Here is a 17,377-nt window from a genome sequence, read left to right as displayed (position 1 = left end):
CCATCAGAAGTCGAAGCCGGGCTGGGCGGCCGGCACCGAAGCAAGGCGCTGTGCCTCCGCTGCCGGCGCAAGCGCTGCAGGCTGGACGCTTGCCCCCTGCTCGATGCCCGGACCAACCGTTGCCGGCGGCGCGGCAACCGGCATGGGACGCCGCTCACCGGTCCGCCCGTCGTGCGACTGATCGCCGAGCAGCCGCTGCGCGTCATTGGCCGTACGGAAGCCGTCCGTGGGCAATGCGATCTGATTGGCCGAAACCGGCCGGACGAGATAGGGCGTCACCACGATGACGAGCTCGGTCTCGTCGCGCCGGAAATTGTTGGAGCGGAACAGGGCGCCGATGATCGGGAGGCTACCGAGAAACGGCGTACGCTCGACGGAGTTGTTCGCGTTGTTGCGCATGAGCCCGCCAATCACGAGGCTCTGGCCGGAGCCGAGCTCCACCGTCGTTTCGGTCCGACGAATGGTCAGGGACGGAACCTCGAACCCGTTGAACTCGATGGCGCCTGCGGACGACAATTCCGACACTTCGGGCCGAACGCGCATCGAAATGCGGCCGTTTTCGAGGACGAAGGGTGTGAAGGCGAGCCCGACGCCATATTGACGATACTCGACCGTCACATTGCCGAGCGACTGGGAGATCGGAATGGGGAACTCGCCGCCAGCCAGGAAGCTGGCCGTTTCGCCGGAAAGCGAGGTCAGCGTCGGCTCGGCGAGGATGGTCACCAAACCGTTATTCTCCTGGAGGTCGGAAGCCACCGCCCCGCTAAGGCCGAACAGATCGGAGATGTTGGCGACCGCCGTCGTGCCGTTGCCGGAGGCGGCAACGACCTGACCGGCATCGTTGAGGAAGTCCCGGCCGCGCGCGAAGAGGAAGTCCCCACTGGAAAGCTGGAAGTTCATGCCGACGTTGCGGACAAGCGAGCGGCTGACCTCGGCGATCGTGACCTTCAGCATCACCTGCTGGGGCGTGGCGATCCGGAGACGATTCACCGGCAGGATCGGGAAGGGGCCGTTCGAGGACGGATCGACGCCGGGATTGAGAATGGTGCGCACGAGCTGTTCGGCCTGCGCACTATCCTCCGGCGATCCGACCGTCCCGTTGAGGACGGCGAGTTGCCCGACATTCGTCACCGTGATGTCGGACTCAGGCATCGCCGCCCGCAGCATCTCGCTGACCGAGCTTATGTTCTGGCTTACCCGGACACGGGCGCCATAGACCACACGGCCGTCGGCGGCAGTGGCGATTACCGTCGCTTCGCCGGCGGTCTTGCCGAACAGACCGATCTGCCGCGGCGTGTTGACCTGAACATCCGCCACCTCGGCATTCGAGGTCCAGACATTCGCCACGTTGCGCGGAAGCGAGATCAGTTCGCCTTCGCCCACGGACAGCAGCACGTCACGGGTCGGACGATAGGCGGTCGGGCCTTGCGCGGCTGCCGGCACCGTCGTGACGGCCGTGGCGGCAATTGCCCCGGCAAGGGCCGTGCCGAGCGCCGCGCGCTTGAACATGTTGAACTTCGACATCTTAGCGTGCTCCCACCGGAACGACCGTCACGTTGTTGCCGCGCGCAACACGGACAACCGGTCCAAGCGGCCGGCCTTCCGAATCCGTCGGGACGGTCGTGCCCCCCTGTCCGGCATTGTTGTTTTCGCCGCGCGGGCGTGCCGGAACGGTGCCGCGCTGGAAGCGTGAGACGTCGGAACCGACGGTATAGGTCGGATTGGTGTCGATCGGCCGGTTGGCGATCGCGAGCAGCATCCGCCGCTCGGCGCGCGGATCGTCGCTTTCCGGGACCTGCACCTCGCCGGACGCGATCGCGCGCTCCAGCTCGGCGGTATTGTCCGCGAGCGAGCGGAGCGACAGCGAGAGCTGCCCGATCTGCTGCGCCACCGCGATCTTCTCGGTGATCCTGGGGGTCGCCTCGAAGGTGACGGTCGACGTGCTCTGCGCCACCTGATTGCCCTCCTCGTCGCGCGCGTTGATGCGCTGGTCGACGGCGAGGACGCGGATGTTGCGGATGATCGTCTCGGAAACGCGGAGCGGCGCGCCATCGCCGCCGCCCGCGACGTCCTGGGTAAGCACCAGATCGACGCGATCGCCGGGGAAGACGAAGCCGGCAACGCCGCTCGTCGCGGAGACCGCGACGGTCACGGCGCGCATCCCGGGTCCGAGCGCAGCGGCAAGGAAGCCGCGTTCGCCCGGGCGGACGAGCGAGCCCTGGCTGAGCGGCTGGCCAGCCGCGACCTCGGTCCGTACGACGGTGCCAATCAGGCTGGAGGGATCGGTCGAGCCTTCGCCGCCGCGGATGAAGTAAGCGTCCTGCACAAGGCCTTCGGGCCAGGGCTGATAACGGAGGGCTTCTGCGTCGATGATGGTGCCGACGGGCAGCGCCCGGGTCGCGACGAGCACCTGCGGTCCTTCCGCAGCCGGAGTCATCGGGCCGGCCACCGCCTGCGGTGCCGAGGCGCCGGAGAACATGTTCTTCGCCATCACGGCGGTAACGCCGGCGATGATGAGCGCGCCGATCAGCAGCGCGATTTTCTTGACGTCCATGGCGTCTGTCGCCTCCCCCACTGGGCTCGAGAGAATTTCAGCTCAGCCCACTCATCATCCAAATTGGTAAAGAATCCGTTCGCTAAGGACGGGGGCGATGACCCACAGGCCTCCGAAAGCGATCGCCACGCCGTACGGCACCTCGATCGGCGTCTCGCTCCGCGCGAGCTTCCGGCGGATCAGCAGCGCCACCGTCAGCACTCCGCCGGCGATCGACATGATGACCAGCATCACGAGCAGCGCCTGCCACGGCAGCCACAGGGCAAGCGCGCCGATCATCTTCACGTCGCCGCCGCCCATTGCGCCCAGGGCAAAAACCCCTGCGAACAAAGAGAAAATCAGGAGAGCGACACCGATCTGCAGCACCGCGTCCGGCCAGAGCGGCAGGTTGCTCGCCCACCAGAACGGCACCGCCAGCACGGCGATGGCGAGATTGAGCCAATTGGGGATCGTGCGGGAGCGCAAATCGGTCCAGGTCGCGACGAGCAGAAGCGCGGCGAGCAGGGCCAGAAGCCCCCATGGCAATATGGTTGACATGGCGGCAAGCCTCTAGACGCTCATGCTTTCCAAACCGTAACCATGTTGGCCATGAACGACCTTGCCGCGCCGCGACGCACCCGCCCATCGGACGCGGTTTTCAGCCAGTGGCGGGCTCAGGACGGCTGGCCGCTGCGGCGGATGGATTGGGCGCAGCCGCCTGGCGTCGAGGCCCGTGGAAGCCTGATCTTCGCGAGTGGGCGCGGGGACTTCATCGAGAAATATCTGGAGATCTACGGCTGGTGGCATTCGGCCGGCTGGAACGTGACCGCGTTCGACTGGCGCGGTCAGGGCCATTCGCGCGGGGACATCGTCGGTGGCAATCTCACCGATTTCGGCCCGTTGATCGAGGATTTCGGCGCGCTGATCGCGGACTGGCGGGCGGGTTCGCCGGGGCCGCATGTGGCGGTGGGCCATTCGATGGGCGGCCACCTGCTGCTGCGCACCCTGGTCGACAAGCGGCCGGCGCTCGACGCGGCCGTGCTGATCGCGCCGATGCTGCTGGTCAACAGCAAGCCGATCCCGCCCGTGCTCTCGCCCTGGATTGCCGGCTTCATGAGCCTCATCGGACGGCGCGACCGGCGGCTGGCCAGGGCACCGACCCATGGTCCGCGCCGCCAGCGGGCGCTGACCGGCAGCTCGCCGGAACGCTACGAGGACGAGACCTGGTGGTGGGGCCAGGAGCCGGCGTTCAACATCGGCGTGCCGAGCTGGGGCTGGCTGCGCGCCGCCTTCCGGTCGGCCGCCGCGACGTTCACGCCCGCGAAGCTCGCCGAGGTCGAGCTGCCGGTGCTCATCCTCGCGACCGAGATCGACCGGCTGGTCTCGATCGGTGCGATCCGGCGCGCCGCAGCGCTGCTGCCGCAGGCCGAGCTTCATGTCTATCCCGACGCCGCGCACGAGATCCTGCGGGAAGGCGATCCGATCCGGCTGGATGCGCTGGAGCGGATCGACGCCTTCCTGGCCGGGCGTGCGCGATGAAGCGCTGCGACGTCGCCATTGTCGGCGCCGGCATGGCGGGCGCGAGCCTCGCGGCGGAGATTGCCGGCGAGGCGTCGGTGCTCTTGCTCGAGGCGGAATCGCAGCCGGGCTATCACAGCACCGGGCGCTCCGCGGCCTTCTGGTCGGAAACCTATGGTGGACCGTTCGTCCAGCCGCTGACCTCCGCATCCGGCCCCTTCCTCGCCGATCCGCCAGCCGATTTTTCCGAGCGTCCATTCTTGGGGCCGCGCGGCGCCGTGCATATCGCGCGCATGGAGGGAAAGACCGCGCTCGACGCCTTGGCCGGGGAGTTCGCTGCTGCGGGCGTCTCCCTGGGCAGGATGGGTCGCGCCGAAATCGAAGCCGTCATCCCCGAATTGAAACCGGGCTGGGATCATGGTCTGTCGGAGCCGACCTGCGCCGACATCGACGTGGCGGCGCTGCATGTGGCCTATCTCAGGCGTGCCCGCGCCCGAGGGTCGATGCTGGTCCCGGAGGCCCGCGTGCTGCGCGGCCGGCACGACAGGCACTGGCGGCTGGAGACGACGGCGGGGATATTCGAAGCAGAGGTCCTCGTGAACGCCGCCGGCGCATGGGCGGACGAGCTGGCCGGGGCGGTTGGGGCGCGGCCGGTCGGCATCCGGCCCTATCGCCGGACGGTCGTGCAGCTGCGCACCGATCCTCCTGCACCGGCGGGGCTGCCGCTGGTGATCGACGCGCTCGGGCGTTTCTATTTCAAGCCGGAGGCGGGAGGACGGCTCTGGGTCAGCCCGCATGACGAAACGCCCTGCGATCCGGGCGATTGCGCGCCGGAGGAGATCGACGTCGCGATCGCGATCGACCGGCTAGAGACCGTCGTCGACTGGCAGGTCGACCGGGTGGAACGGAGCTGGGCCGGCCTGCGCAGCTTCGCGCCCGACCGGCTGCCGGTCTACGGCTTCGATCCGGACCAGCCCGGCTTCTTCTGGTTCGTGGGGCAGGGCGGTTTCGGCATCCAGACCGCGCCGGCGGCCGCCAGGCTCGGCGCTGCCCTGCTGCTCGGCCACGCCCCGGATCCGATGGTCGCCGGGATCGACCCTGCGCCTTATGCGGCGGGGCGCTTCGCCTGAGCTTCGGCAGCGGCGCAGGCAAGAGCATCGGCGCGTTCGTTCTCCGGATGGCCGGCATGGCCCTTCACCCAATGCCATTCGATCCGGTGCGGCGCCGCCGCCTCGACCAGCTCCTGCCAGAGCTCGGCATTCTTGACCGGCTTCCTGTCTGCGGTCCGCCAGCCGTTCCTGCGCCAGCCGTGGATCCATTTGGTGATGCCGTCGCGCACGTACAGGCTGTCGGTATAGAGCTGCACCCGGCACGGCCGGGTCAGCGCCTCCAGCCCGCGGATCGCCGCCATCAGCTCCATCCGGTTGTTGGTGGTCAAGGGCTCGCCGCCCGACAGCTCCTTCTCGCGCGCACCCGCGCGGATGACGACGCCCCAGCCGCCAGGGCCCGGATTGCCCTTGCAGGCGCCGTCCGTGAAGATCTCGACCTCGGTCACCTCGGGATCGCTTGCCTGGATCAGGCGGCCTGGAGGCCGGCGGGAAGCTTGAACACCATCCGCTCCTCGACGCCGTCCATCGGCTCCTCATGCACGTCGTAGCGTTCGGCGATGCGGTCGACGACCTCGCGGACCAGGACCTCGGGGGCCGAGGCGCCGGCGGTGATACCGAGCGTGCGCACGCCTTCGAGCCAGCCGAAATCGACGTCGCTCCCGCGGGCCACCAGGCGGGCGCGAGCGCCCTCGCGCTCGGCGACTTCGACGAGGCGCAGCGAATTGGAGCTGTTCGACGCGCCGATCACCAGCACCGCGTCGCAGCGCCGGCCGATCGCCTTCACCGCGGCCTGCCGGTTCGAGGTCGCGTAGCAGATGTCCTCGCTGCGCGGCACCAGGATGGACGGGAAGCGCCGGCGCAGGATCTCGACGATCTCCGCGGTGTCGTCGACCGACAGCGTCGTCTGGGTCAGGAAGGCGAGGTTCTCCGGGTCGGCCGGCACGACGGTCCCGGCGTCGTCGGCGGTTTCGATCAGGGTCATCCGCCCTTCCGGCACCTGGCCGAACGTGCCGATCACCTCGGGGTGGCCGGCATGGCCGACGAAGAGGATGTGGCGGCCGTTGCCGATCAGCCGCTCGGCCTGGCGATGGACCTTGGAGACGAGCGGGCAGGTCGCGTCGAGATAGTTGAGGCCGCGTTCCTCGGCCTTGGCCGGCACCGCCTTGGGGACGCCATGGGCGGAGAAGACGACCGGGACGCCGTCCGGCACCTGATCGAGCTCCGGCACGAAGATCGCGCCCTTCGCCTTGAGCGTCTCGACGACATATTTGTTGTGGACGATCTCGTGCCGGACATAGACCGGCGCGCCGTAGCGTTCGAGCGCGAGCTCGACGATGCGGATGGCGCGGTCGACGCCGGCGCAGAAGCCGCGCGGCGCGGCGATCAGCAAGGTCAAGGGCGGCTTCTGGTCGACCATTCCGGGCGCTCTACGATGAATGGGTGGCCGCGTCCACCGGAGCCGACCACCCGCTTGCCTGCACGAAACCCGCTTCCTATGATCCCGCGCCTGCCCTAGGGCAGGTGGGTATTCAGCAGCTGAAGTTCGAGAGGTCCCTTGCGCCCGTATCATCTCAAAGCGGCTGCGGCCGTGCTCGCCACTCTCGGCCTGATGGGCTGCGCCCGCGAAGGCGACATCTTCCAGACGGGTATCCTCACCAGCTACACGGCCTGCCCGGCGGTCGCGATTCCGGCGCCGACCGGCGACGTGACCCTGTTCAATCCCGAGAACAGCACCGACGCGAGCGCGATCGACGTCGTCGCCAACATGACCAACGTCCGCAGCACCTGCGACGAGACCGGCGAGAACATCGTCACCACCGCCAGCTTCGACGTGCAGGCCCGGCGCAGCAATGCGAGCGGCGCGCGCGAGGTCGTGCTGCCCTATTTCGCGGTCGTCGTGCAGGGCAACAGCAACGTCACCGCCAAGCGCGTCAGCCGCGTGTCGCTGCGTTTCGAGGACGGCCAGTACCGTGCCTCCACGAGCGCCCAGGCGACGAGCCAGGTGCTGCGCTCGGCGGCGACCCTGCCGGAGGACATCCGCCGCCAGATCACCCGCGAGCGTCGCCCGAACGACCCGCAGGCGGCGATCGACCCGCTCTCCGATCCCGCCGTGCGCGCGGCGGTGGACCGGGCCAGGTTCGAGCTGTTCATCGGTTTCGAGCTGACGCCCGAGCAGCTGCGCTACAACGCCACGCGGTGAGATAAAGGCGCCGTTTCGGCCGCGCCGCTAGAGTCGGATTACCGCCGTTCGCCCTGAGCCTGTCGAAGGGCTGCCTTTTCTTTCGACAGAAGGGAAAAGCAGGGCCTCGACAAGCTCAACCCGAACGGAATTGGTGATTCAACCAGGCAGACACAGACGCCAGCCGGCGCCTCAGCGCGCTGCCAGGCGCGGGCCGACCCAGTCGTTCATCGATCCCCGGTCGCTGACCCGGTAGGGCTGGCCGCTCCGGTTGAGGAACAGGCGCTCCATCTCCTGACGGTTGAACGGGCGCGAGCCGAGGCGGCCGAACACCGCGATCTGGTGGCCGGTCTCGTCGACGGCGCGGTCGCGGTCGAGGCCCTTGGAGAGAGCGATCGCCGGCGTCGGCGTGCGGGCCCAGGCGATGAGCTCGGGGATCGGCCGGGGCGAGAAGCCGTAGACCTGGTTCGAGGTGGCGAACGAGGTCAGCTGCAGCACCTTGAGGCCGTTCCGCCCGTCCGCGACATAGGCATAGAGCGCGGCGTTGGTGGAGCCGACGACCACGTCCTCGACGTCGTTCATCTGCCCGTCGAGAGTGACGAACATCGGCGGCTGCGGGCGCAGCGGATTGGTGACGTTGATGATCGCCAGGCCTTGGCTCTTCGCAGCGACATAGGCGTAGGTGCGGGCGAGGTAGATGCGGCGGGCGTCCTGCAGCGGCACCGTCGCCGACGGCACCGCGACCGGATCGGCCATGCGGGTCACGTCGAACAGCTTGAGGCCGTCGGCGTCGGTTACCCAGAGATAGCGGAACTGGATCACCGAGGCACGGCCGTCGTTGAGCGGCCGGGTCGCGACGAGGCGCGGCGTCAGCGGCTCGTTCAGGTCGACGACGACGAGGCCGGCATCGGCGATGATGTAGGCATAGGTGCCGGCCAGCGTGATGTGGCGGGCGCCGGTCAGCACACCGTTCTCGTTCCACGCGGTGCCGCCGGTGGTGAGCTCGGCGCGGCGCAGGAAATTGTCGCGTGGCTCGCCGTTCGCCATCGTGTCGACATTGACGAGGATCAGGCCCTCCTCGGCGTCGGTCACCACCGCATAGCGGTAGAGCTCGTGCATCCGCTGCTCCTGATTCTCCTCGAGCAGGCTGATCGTCGTGCCGTTGGGCTGCGGCCGCTGGGTCTCGGCCATCATGTCGTTGCGGTCGGGCCGGATCGGCTGGTTGGTCGGCAGTGCCACGCAGGTCGCGTTGCTTGAGCGGACCCGGGTGTTGTGACCGAGGCGCGAGAACGGCCCGGTCAGGATGCGCTCGGACACGCCCTTGTTGCCGATCGAGGCGATGTCATAGACCATGAACCCGCCCCGGCCTTCCGCCACGAACATATATTCGCCGCGCGCCTGCAGGCAGCGGACCGGATCGCGCGTGCCCTGGACGATGTTGGCGAACTGCTCGAAGCCGCCCGGCTCGCCCGAGAAGTTGCGGTCGAACGCACGGCCGCGGGTCCAGTTGATGAGCTCGCGGTTGTTCCGCTCGACATGCATCCGGTAATAGTCCGGATAGGCATAGCGGTGGAGGTAGGAGCCGAGCACCGCCTGCGGCTCCTCCCATTCGGTGACGCGCACCGCCTCGAACCCGCCCTCGAGGCCGAGCCAGGCGTGCATGCCGACGAAGTTCACGAAGTTCGTCCCATGGAGCAGCAATTGCGCCATGATCGCATTGTTGTCCTCGTTCTCGCTGATGTGGCAGTCGGTACAGGTCTTCGTCTCCGTCCGGCGCACGGTGTGCGGGAAGTGCGGCGCGAACGCCTGGGACGAATAGCCCGACGCCGCGATCGGCGGCTGCTGGACGTAGATCCGCTCGCGGTTGACGTTGGTCGAGGACAGGATCAGCGCCGAGGTCGACCGGATCGGGGCGATGATGTTGCCCTTGGTGGTCTGGTGGCGGCCCAGCTGGAACATCTCGTCGCGCGCGACCTGCGGGTTGTAGGTCGCGAAGTTGCGTGTCTCGTCGCCGTCATAATGATGGATGACGGTGCGGTTGTTCGCCTCGATCGGCAGGTGGCAGCCGGCGCAGCTCGTGGTCCACGACAAGTGGCAGGTGAAGCAGGCCATCTCGCTGTCGGGGTGGGCGAGCTCGGTGTCGGGCACGCCCGAGCCGAAGACGAAGCGGCCGGTCTCCGCGCCGGTGCGGCTCATCAGCTTGGCGCGGGCGGAGAGCTGGTTGAAGCAGGGCCCCGGCGTCGCCTGGTCGCCGCGCGCCTCGCAGGGCGGCAGGCTGGCGTCGGCGCTGTCGCGGACCTGGCTCACCTCCCATTCGAGGTTCGGATCGACGATCGAGCGCTGGATGAGGACGCGGCGGCCCTCGCGCTCGACCCATTCGAAGCGGCGGCGGCCGTCCTCGTTGCGGATCAGCTCGAGATTGGTGCCGGCCGGCGGCGCGGCGAGATTGGAGGTCCTGAGGTTGGCATAGTCGCGCACCGTGCCGTGGCAGTCCTTGCAGCCGATCTCGATCGCATTGGCGACCTCGCCGTAGAGGAAGCCGTTGCCGTGCGCATCGCGGGCGAAGTGGCAGTCGGCGCATTGCAGGCCGCGCTCGGCGTGGATGTCCATCATATGGACCGACCGGCCTGGATTGACGCCCACGGGCACGAACAGGCCCTCGCCTTCGCGGCGGAAGATGTCGGGATCGTCCGGCGGGATGATCTGGCCCTCGGCGTCGACCAGATTGCCCTCGCGATCGCGGCGGAAGATCGCGCGGAAGTTCCAGCCGTGGCTGTGATAGTCGGCGAACTGGGTCTGGCGGGCGAGCGGGTTCACCCGGTCATAGACCTCGCGCAGGAATTCGGGATCGGCCCACAGGCCACGCTCGGCCGCGGCCTCCGGGTTGCGGTCGAGGATCTCGTGCCGCACGTCCTCGGTGGGATAGCTCTGGTTGCGGAAGGCGCGCTCTTCCCCGGCATTGCGTGCCGGCAGGCGGTTCTCGGGCCCGGGCCACATCAGGTCGGCGTCGGACTCATAGTCCCACATCGTGTAGCCGAGATAGGAATTCAGGAAGATGTTCGGCTGGTGCATGTGGCAGCTCATGCACTGCGAGGTCGGGATCGCCCGGGTGAAGACGTGGCGCAGCGGATGGCCGCGCTCGCGGACGGCGGCGTGGTTGGCGTCGGCGGGCGCCTCCGCACCCGGCCGGGTCTGGCGGTTCTCGTCCGCGGTGTCGTCGCCGCCGACCGGCTCCTCGGCCGCTTCCTCGCTATGGGCCTCCCCCTCGCTGTGCGCCGCCTCGCCTTCGCCATGCTCGCCGCGCGGGGTGAGGCGGGCGATGACGGGGTCGACGGTCGCGGTCTGGCCGTCACGGCCATATTGCGCATAGGTCAGGCTGTGCCTGGGCTCGCGGTCGTTGGCATAGACGACGTGGCAGCCCGCGCAGCCGGAATGGCGATAGTCGCCCGGCTGGTCGTTGGTGCCCATGAACCACATGAACGGGTCGTTGAGGCGGGTCTTGTGGACGTTGAGGACCGGGATCGAGACGCGAAGGCCGGTGCCGGCGCCGCGGTTCGACTGGCGGATGTCCGGACGCCCCGGCTCCTCGAGGCGCTGGATGATGCCGGTCGGGTTGGGAAGGCCCACTTCGGCGAACTGGGTGTTGATGTTGCGGCCGCCCCGCTCGAACACGCGGAAGACGTCGCCCGGTGGCACGACGTGCCATGTCGGCAGCGGATACATCGACGCGATGACGCCGCGGGCGCGCTGCTCCTCGGTGATCTGGCCGCCCACCGGCGACTGGATCAGCGCCGGCAGGCCGTCGCGGGTATAGGCCTCGCCCAGCAGGTAGTTTTTGAACGGCACGATGCCGTTGTTGTAGGAGGCGCCGCCCCACAGCATCGCGCCGGTGGACATCAGCGACCGCTCGGCCGCCTCGATGATCTCCATATGACAGGCGCCACAGGAATCGCGCACGGCGCGATAGTCGGACGGGTTGACGAAGCGCACATATTCGGGCGCCTCGACGTTGAGCAAAGTGTAGGTCCGGCTGGGATTGGCCGAGGAGGGCCAGTGCCAGGTTTCCGGATAGCGCGGCAGGACGTGGGCCGCGTCGCGTGCGGCGACGTAGGCCGGGTCGCTCGCCGATTCCGGGGTCGAGCCGGCGGGCGCGACGACCTGCGGGTTGCCGCCGTGGCAGTCGGTGCAGCCCAGGATCACCGCCGGCGAGCGGTGCATGGTGTGGGCGTCGCTGGAAGTGTGGCAGGACTGGCAGCCGGCGCTCTTCGTCTCGGCCTCGTTCCAGTCCTGCGTGCGTGGCGCCGGCGCGGCGCGCACCAGGCTGTAGTCGCGCACCACCGGCTTTTCCTTGGCGGCGGCACCGAGCTGGGTCGCGCCCATGAAGGCGGAGGCCGCGAGCGCAGCCCCGATGAACGCGGTCTTCGCAATCTGGCTGACGCGCATCACCCCCATCACCTCAGTACGTCAGGATCGCATTGAACAGGACAGAATAATAGCGCTCGTCGCGCCGGGCATTCTCGAACAGGTCGCGGAAGCCCTCGCCGGGCTGCAGGATCGCGCCGGAGAGCCGGAACACGACGTTCTGGATGAAGGTCGGGCGCCAAATCACTGCGGCGGATAGGTCCCACCCGATGTCGCGGTTGATGTTCTGCTGCTGGCGCAGCACTTCGAGCACGCCGGTCCGGTGGAACCAGAGATGGTTGGCGTTGACCGACAGGCGCACCGCCGGCGTGATGTCGAAATCGGCGCCGACGCCGAGCAGCATCGTGCCCGGATTGACGAAGTTCGACTGGCCCTGCTCCTTCGACGACCTCAGATCGTTGAGGATGCCGTTGCGCCCAGAGAGATTCACCGCGCGGGCGCCGCCGATCAGCGGGATCGACTGGCGGATCCAATAGCTGGTATCGGCGCCGGCGAAGATCGGATTCTCGAAGATCGCATCGAAGCCGCGCTGCACATTGTCGAACGGATTGTCGTCGCCGCTGGCAAACAGCGCCGCGCCGCGGACGCGGATCCAGTTGAAATCGTAGGACGGTTCGGCCGCGGCGAAGAAGGATTCGAGCCGCGCCTCCTCGCCGGTGAAGTTGCTGTTCCGGTCCGATCCGAACAGCGCGTAGCCAAAGGCGGTGAGGTTCAATCGGCCGATGCGGCCGTCGACGCCATAGCCGAAATACCAGGCGTCATAGTCGCGCGGCTGGAGGTTGCCGATCAGCGCGGGACGGACCGGGAAGCCGTTGTCGTCGACCTCGATGCTGTCGCGCTCGCGGTTGATGTTCCAGGTGACGCTGAGCTCGCTGGTGAGGCCCACCACCGGAAAATCCTGGCGGTAGACGTTGCCGTGCAGAATCCAGTCCTGCCGCGGCGTCTGGAACAGGTTGTTGAGGCCGGAATTGGTATCCTTCTCCAGCCGCCAGATCGCCGCCAGGTTGAACTGCCAGCGGTTGTTGTCACGATTGCCGAACAGGCGGAAGCCCAGGTTACTGTCCTGGAACAGGAAGCCACGGAAATCGAGCTGGAACGGCTGGATGCCGACGCGGATCGACCAGAAATCATAGCGATAGGAGGTGTTGATGACGTGATAGTCGAGGAACGCCTCCTGGACGCCCAGCGCATAATCGAAGCGGTTGGAGCTGACCGACGGACGCACGTCGAGGATGCGCCGGTCGGGCACGTCGACATAGTTCGCCTGCGCGGCCAGGGTGATGCGCCATTCGACGTCGGGCGGCTTGTAGGCGGTCGAGCCCTTGATCAGCGCGGCGCTGAAGATGAAGGTCTGGACCGCGACGAGGCTGTTGTTGCGGCCGAACACGTCGTTGCCGCCCGGCCGGTCGGTGTTCTGCTCGCCGCCCGGCAGCGGGAAGGTGCGCGGCTCGATGACGGTGTCGGAGACGGCGCTGCCGACGAAGAACCAGTCGGGGCCGGTGAGGCCGAGAAGGCGCGGGGTGCGGCAGGGTGCGCTGCCATAGGGCGCGGGCTCGCCGCGGGCGGCGGCCTCCTCGCGCAGCTGGCGCCGGCGCTCCTGCTCCTCGTCACTCGGGATGCAGATCGGGCGGTCGCCTTTGTAGGTGTTCTGGTTGTAGGGGTCCCACCAGCGCTCGCGCACCAGGCCGAGCGACTGGATCAGGCGCCAGCGGTCCGGGACCGGAAGATGGTCCGTCGGGAAGGCCTGGGGCGGCGGCGAGCGGATCGCGCCGGGATTGAACTGTTCGATCTCGCCCGGCAGCGGCCGCTGGATGTCGGGGCGGCGGCGGCCGTCGATCAGCTCCTGCTCGACCGGCGTCGCCGGCGGTTCGCCGCGCTCGTTGACCTGCGGCGGCGCGGCCGGCTCGACTTGGGCCGGCGCAGCGGCTTGGGTCTCGCCCTCCGGCGGGACGTCCTGCAGGACGCCCGCCAGCCAGGCCATGGTGAGGGTGCTGGCCGCGCTCGGCGCAGCCAACGGCTGCGCCGCCGGCTCGGCCGCGAGCGCCGCCGGTCCCGCCGTCGTCATCAAAGAGAGGAAGGCGGTGGCGAGCGTCATTTGCCCTGGCACACATTCTGTTCGTTCGAGCCGACGAACGGCGCGAATGGGCAGCGGACATAGCGCAGGTTCGAGGTGCCGCCGTTGCCAGCCGGCACGAATATGCGATCGGCGCGGATGCTGGTCGGCGCGTTGCCGATCGCACCGCCCAGTTTCAGGCCGGCATTGTGGAGGCCGAGGAAGGCGATCATGTCGCTCTGGTCGTTGCCGTCGCCCGATGCGGCGATCGCGCCGACGAGCGTGCCGTTGCGGTAGATCGGCACGCCGCCCGCGAAGAGAGTGAGGCCGTTGTTGAAGCGGTTGAAGCCGGGCCGGATCGTTGGCGCATCCGAGCAGGTCTGTGGCACGTCAGCCGGGTTGAGCCCAAGGATGAAGCGAATGTGCTGGATGATGTCGTCTTCGATCAGCTGCGACTGGAGGCCGGTCGAGAAGATGTTGAACCGGTCGATCGGCACCGACAGCGGCCCGGGCGGGGTGGCGAGCTCGCCGTCCGGGAAGTAGGGGCGGGCGAGGTTGCCGATCGAGCGCAGCGCGAAGGCGGTGCCGCCGGTCAGTGCATTGGGATCGCCGAGGAAGGTGCGGACCGCAGCGACATAGGCCCGCACCTCGGGATCGGGATGCGCCTGCAGGTAGGCGGCCGCGCTCGGGCTCGAGAAGAAGACGGTGGTGCGCGCCTTCTGCGGCACCGCGTCGATCGCGTCCGGCAGCGCGTCGGGACCGCGCACCAGGCCGAGGATCTCGCCATTGGTGTCGACGACCACGATCGTGTTCTGGGCGCGCGCCTCGGGCTCGCCCGGCGCCTCAATGCGCAGCTGCGCACGGGCGGCGCGCTGCACCTGAAAGGCTTCCTCGAGCATGGTCCGCACCTCGGCGGCGCTGAGCGCGCCGGCGCCGTCGGTGCCCGGGCGGACGGGGAAGCGGTTGTTGCCGGCGCCGTCGCTGACCACCCAGACTTCCGGGACGCCATATTCGCCGGCCGCCGCCGGGCGCACGCCCGATTCCTCGGTGCCGTAGATCGTGCCCTGCACGACGCCGGCCGCCGCGTCGTAATAGCCGGGCACCGAGACGAGGTTGCCGGCCGTGCCGTTGATGGTGGCAAAGGCGGGCGCGCTCGCCGGATTGCTCCGGAAATCGGCAGGGGTCGCGTCGGAATAGCGCAGCAGGAAGCCGTCGACCGTGATCCGGTTGGCGCGGATCTCGGGCCTCGGCTCGAAGCCGGTCGTCGCGGCGAGCGCGATCGTCTCCTCGATGCTGCGATCGTTGTCGCGATATTCCCGGTCGAAACCGTAGACACCGTCGCCGACCACCGCGACCGCGCCGACCACCGCGCCGTTCTTGTAGAGCGGGAAGGAGCCCGGATCGGCGCCCGCGCCCAGTGGCCCGCGATGGGTGCCGGCCCGGTTCGGGAAGCGCGACGAGACATCGGAGCAGGGCAGCTGGCTGAACTGGACGCTGAACAGCGGGCCGCTCTCGAGCCCGCCGGTGGCGCCCGACGGCGGCAGCGTCTCCTGGACGATGTCGTTGGCGGTGCGGGTCGAGAAGGCCGCGCCGACCGAGGAGAAATAGGAGGAGGTCAGCGCCTTGGAGATGCCGCCGGCCAGCGCCGCCGGCGCCGGCAGGTTGAGGCCCTGGAGCGCGTCGTTCTGGCCGTTCGGCGCCTGCGGCGTGCGCAGCGTCAGGTTGGCGCCGTTCATCGCGAACACGGCGAGCACGTTGCCGACGCGGTCGATCACGACGAAGCCGGAGGGCTGACCCTGCGCCTGCGCTTCAGCGACGCCCTGGGCGATGATCCTCTGGATGTCCGCAACGGTCAGCCGCTCGAGCGCCGGCGTCTGGAAGGACGCGGCCGGCGGTGGCGGCGGCGGCGCGGGCGGCTGGGGGGTGTTCGAATCACCACCTCCACCGCCCCCGCAGGAGCCGACGATAAGAGCGGCAATGGCGATACTGGATACGCTACGCTTCACCTGAGTCTCCGGATGGCCGCCGCGGCGCGGCCAAGGCTGGCACGGAAATCCCCCGGACTGTAGGCATTGGGGTCGCGCACCGCGCGATAGGCCCCGTTGATGTCGGCGCGAATGGTGTTGGCGGTCGCCTCGGACACCTCGCCCTGGTTGACCAGGGAGGAGAGCAGGGTGTCGGTCGCCATCACCGCCTGCACGCTGCCCGCATAATCGGTGAAGCGCGGATTGATCGCGTCGCTGGTGATCGAATCGATGATCGCGAAGGTGGTCTGGCGGGTGACGTTGGCGGAGGTGAAGGCCTCGACCATCGCCTGCGCAGTCTGGCGCAGGCGCCCGGCGGCGACCACCGCGGAGCTGCGCTCGCGCGCGATCGCCTGGTGGAAGGCGCGGCTGTCGCGCTCGAACTGCTGGGCGAGGCCCGGCGCCATCACCCGCGCCGCCGCCGCCAGCATGATCATGTTCTCGTCATTGTAGGGCGGCATGCCCGACGGGATCGGGCGGCCCGGATTGGCGACCGCGGTCGGGCGGTAGTTCACGTCGTCCGAAATCTGCCGGTGGCAGGAGTGGCAGTCGAAGAAGTAGAATTCGGGGAACATCCCCTCCATGCCGCGGCGCTGGCTGGCGAACAGCGAGAGCGAGCGCTCCAGCGCCATCGCCTGGCCGACCGCCCAGGTGCGCACCGCATCGGCGCGGCCCTTGCGTGTCCGGTAGTCGTCGTCTTCCTGATGGTGCGCCTGCAGCGTCGTGAACAGGTCGAGCTCGAACGAGATGCGCGGATGGCCGGCGGCCATGATCCGGTGGGTGACGAACTGGCCCTCGTCGGCGCTGCCGAAATGGCAGTCGAGGCAGACGCCGGCGCGCACCCGCGGGTTCTCAAGCGGGATCAGGCCGCGCGCCACGTTGTTCGCATGGGTGCCGCCGACCGCATAGTGGCTGGAGAGCCAGCCCGAGGCGGCACCATGGCACGATTCGCAGCCGACGCCGTCGGAGAGCTGGAAGCGGGTGCCGCGCTGGCCGGCGGGCGTCGCGTGACAGCCGAGGCACATCGGCGCGCTGGTCGCCTCGCCGATGCCGAGCCGCTGGGCGATCACCTGGCTGCGCGGATCCTGGAGCACCGCATAAGCGCGGCTGTGGGCCCCCGCAGCGCTCGACGGATCCTGCCAGAGCATGATCTCGTCCTGGCGGACGACCGGGCCGTCGGCCTCGCTGCGGCCATGACAGGTCGAGCCGCCGCAGGTGGCGACGCCGACGAAGGTCGCGCCGCTCGTCTGGTCCTGCAGGGTCGCCTCGGCGCCCTGCGGATGAAACAGAACAAGAAGAAGCGCCGCGAGGATGCCCGCAGCGCCCAACCCGACGGCCAAATTCCGCCTGCCCCCCATTTGCCCTCCATGCCGCCCCTGTACAGCGCGGACGGTCAAAGATGCCTAGGCGAGGTTATGGACCGAAACAACGCCTCCATGCAACCGCAAAGCGGGCATGACGTGCCTGAAAGGCGGTCGAAGCGGCGGCGGCGAAGCCGTTGGTGACAGTCGAAACAATCCCCGGTAGAGCTAAAGTTTC

General features: G+C 68.7%; 12 protein-coding genes. 3 read left to right on the top strand and 9 right to left on the bottom strand.

Going from position 1 to position 17,377, the window contains the following annotated elements:
• Nucleotides 1–3 precede the first annotated feature (3 nt).
• The 3 genes from RCO27_RS04045 to RCO27_RS04035 are packed head-to-tail and all read right to left on the bottom strand — an operon-like array spanning nt 4 to nt 3,091.
• Entirely contained in the window at nt 4–1,524 is a 1,521-nt protein-coding gene (locus RCO27_RS04045) for a type II and III secretion system protein family protein (RefSeq protein WP_309001350.1), read from the bottom strand.
• Nucleotide 1,525: 1 nt separating this feature from the next.
• Nucleotides 1,526–2,554 (bottom strand): Flp pilus assembly protein CpaB, encoded by a 1,029-nt coding sequence (gene cpaB, locus RCO27_RS04040; RefSeq protein WP_309001349.1) that lies wholly within the window; start codon nt 2,552–2,554, stop codon nt 1,526–1,528.
• 54 nt (nt 2,555–2,608) lie between these two features.
• Nucleotides 2,609–3,091, bottom strand: coding sequence for a prepilin peptidase (locus RCO27_RS04035; RefSeq protein WP_309001348.1), 483 nt, complete (start codon nt 3,089–3,091; stop codon nt 2,609–2,611).
• 51 nt (nt 3,092–3,142) lie between these two features.
• On the opposite strand from RCO27_RS04035, the gene RCO27_RS04030 reads away from it, so the two are divergent.
• Together RCO27_RS04030 and RCO27_RS04025 are read left to right on the top strand one after the other, a co-directional pair.
• Nucleotides 3,143–4,072: an alpha/beta hydrolase gene (locus tag RCO27_RS04030; RefSeq protein WP_309001347.1), complete on the top strand. Its 930-nt coding sequence runs from the start codon at nt 3,143–3,145 to the stop codon at nt 4,070–4,072.
• Nucleotides 4,069–5,181: an FAD-dependent oxidoreductase gene (locus RCO27_RS04025; RefSeq protein ID WP_309001346.1), complete on the top strand. Its 1,113-nt coding sequence runs from the start codon at nt 4,069–4,071 to the stop codon at nt 5,179–5,181. The genes RCO27_RS04030 and RCO27_RS04025 overlap by 4 nt, the downstream gene beginning before the upstream one ends.
• On the opposite strand, the gene rnhA is transcribed toward RCO27_RS04025, so the two are convergent.
• Both rnhA and ispH read right to left on the bottom strand, forming a co-directional pair.
• Entirely contained in the window at nt 5,157–5,606 is a 450-nt protein-coding gene (gene rnhA / locus RCO27_RS04020; RefSeq protein WP_309001345.1) for a ribonuclease HI, read from the bottom strand. The two genes, RCO27_RS04025 and rnhA, sit on opposite strands and share 25 nt — an antisense overlap.
• A gap of 20 nt (nt 5,607–5,626) precedes the next feature.
• Nucleotides 5,627–6,577, bottom strand: a complete 951-nt coding sequence (gene ispH, locus RCO27_RS04015) for a 4-hydroxy-3-methylbut-2-enyl diphosphate reductase (RefSeq protein ID WP_309001344.1) — start codon at nt 6,575–6,577, stop codon at nt 5,627–5,629.
• 192 nt (nt 6,578–6,769) lie between these two features.
• On the opposite strand from ispH, the gene RCO27_RS04010 reads away from it, so the two are divergent.
• A complete protein-coding gene (locus RCO27_RS04010; RefSeq protein WP_309001910.1) occupies nt 6,770–7,360 on the top strand; it encodes a hypothetical protein in 591 nt (196 codons plus the stop codon).
• Nucleotides 7,361–7,531: 171 nt separating this feature from the next.
• Here the strand turns inward: RCO27_RS04010 and RCO27_RS04005 are convergent, their stop codons facing one another.
• From RCO27_RS04005 to RCO27_RS03990, 4 genes are read right to left on the bottom strand one after another with little or no spacing between them, the layout of a single operon-like run.
• Nucleotides 7,532–11,791 carry a hypothetical protein gene (locus RCO27_RS04005; RefSeq protein ID WP_374990352.1) on the bottom strand — a complete coding sequence of 1,420 codons (4,260 nt, stop codon included), beginning with the start codon at nt 11,789–11,791 and terminating at the stop codon, nt 7,532–7,534.
• Nucleotides 11,792–11,795: 4 nt separating this feature from the next.
• Complete coding sequence (locus RCO27_RS04000; protein ID WP_309001343.1) at nt 11,796–13,856, bottom strand: hypothetical protein; 2,061 nt, start codon at nt 13,854–13,856, stop codon at nt 11,796–11,798.
• The gene (locus RCO27_RS03995) at nt 13,853–15,820 is read right to left on the bottom strand and encodes a heme-binding protein (protein WP_309001342.1); all 1,968 of its coding nucleotides are present in this window, start codon (nt 15,818–15,820) and stop codon (nt 13,853–13,855) included. Before RCO27_RS03995 ends, RCO27_RS04000 begins: the two co-directional genes overlap by 4 nt.
• Entirely contained in the window at nt 15,817–17,196 is a 1,380-nt protein-coding gene (locus RCO27_RS03990) for a multiheme c-type cytochrome (RefSeq protein WP_374990351.1), read from the bottom strand. Before RCO27_RS03990 ends, RCO27_RS03995 begins: the two co-directional genes overlap by 4 nt.
• Nucleotides 17,197–17,377 lie beyond the last annotated feature (181 nt).

The organism is Sphingosinicella sp. LHD-64, assembly GCF_031157375.1.
In the GTDB taxonomy this organism is placed as follows: Bacteria; Pseudomonadota; Alphaproteobacteria; order Sphingomonadales; family Sphingomonadaceae; genus Allosphingosinicella.
Note: the sequence above shows the minus strand (reverse complement) of the source record. Positions and strands in the feature narration are given on the sequence as shown.